The following is a 521-nucleotide window of genomic DNA, read 5'->3' as shown; positions in this document are numbered from 1 at the left end:
ACACGGCGCCTATCGCCCTGGGTGGCGATTCCCTGGGTAATGGCGCGGCCTATCTGGCCTCCACCTTCGATGACGCCGCCGGCTTCGTCCTCTGGCCCTGGCTGCTTGGCCTGGCTGGCGTGGGCGCGGCCGCCGCCGCGATCATCCATCACAACAAGGACAATGGCGGCCATCACCACGGTCCTGAAACCAGCCCGGCCCCGACCAACAACAAGGCCACCGACAATGTCGGTCCGACCCAGGGTGAGCTGCACAATGGTGACGTGACCGACGACAAGAGCCCGGTCATTTCCGGCGACGGCGTCCCCGGCGCGATCATCCACGTCATCGACAACGGCACCGAAATCGGCAGTACCGTGGTCAAGCCGGACGGCACCTGGGACTTCAAGCCCGTTCTGCCCGACGGCCCGCATGAAATCGATGTCACCCAGGAAGTTCCGGGTGAGAAGCCCAGCGAGCCGGTCCATGTGATCGACATCGTCGTCGACACCGTGGCGCCGGAAGCGCCCTTCGTGGAGCTC

The 521-nt window shown here is 65.6% G+C and carries 1 protein-coding gene; it reads left to right on the top strand.

The annotated features are described in order from the left end of the window. On the top strand, positions 1–521 hold a 521-nt coding region (locus IB255_RS30495; RefSeq protein ID WP_192211287.1), incomplete at both ends, for an Ig-like domain-containing protein.

The sequence above is a fragment of the Pseudomonas sp. PDM22 genome (assembly GCF_014851965.1).
Lineage (GTDB): Bacteria > Pseudomonadota > Gammaproteobacteria > Pseudomonadales > Pseudomonadaceae > Pseudomonas.
This window is presented reverse-complemented; position numbering and strand designations above follow the sequence as displayed.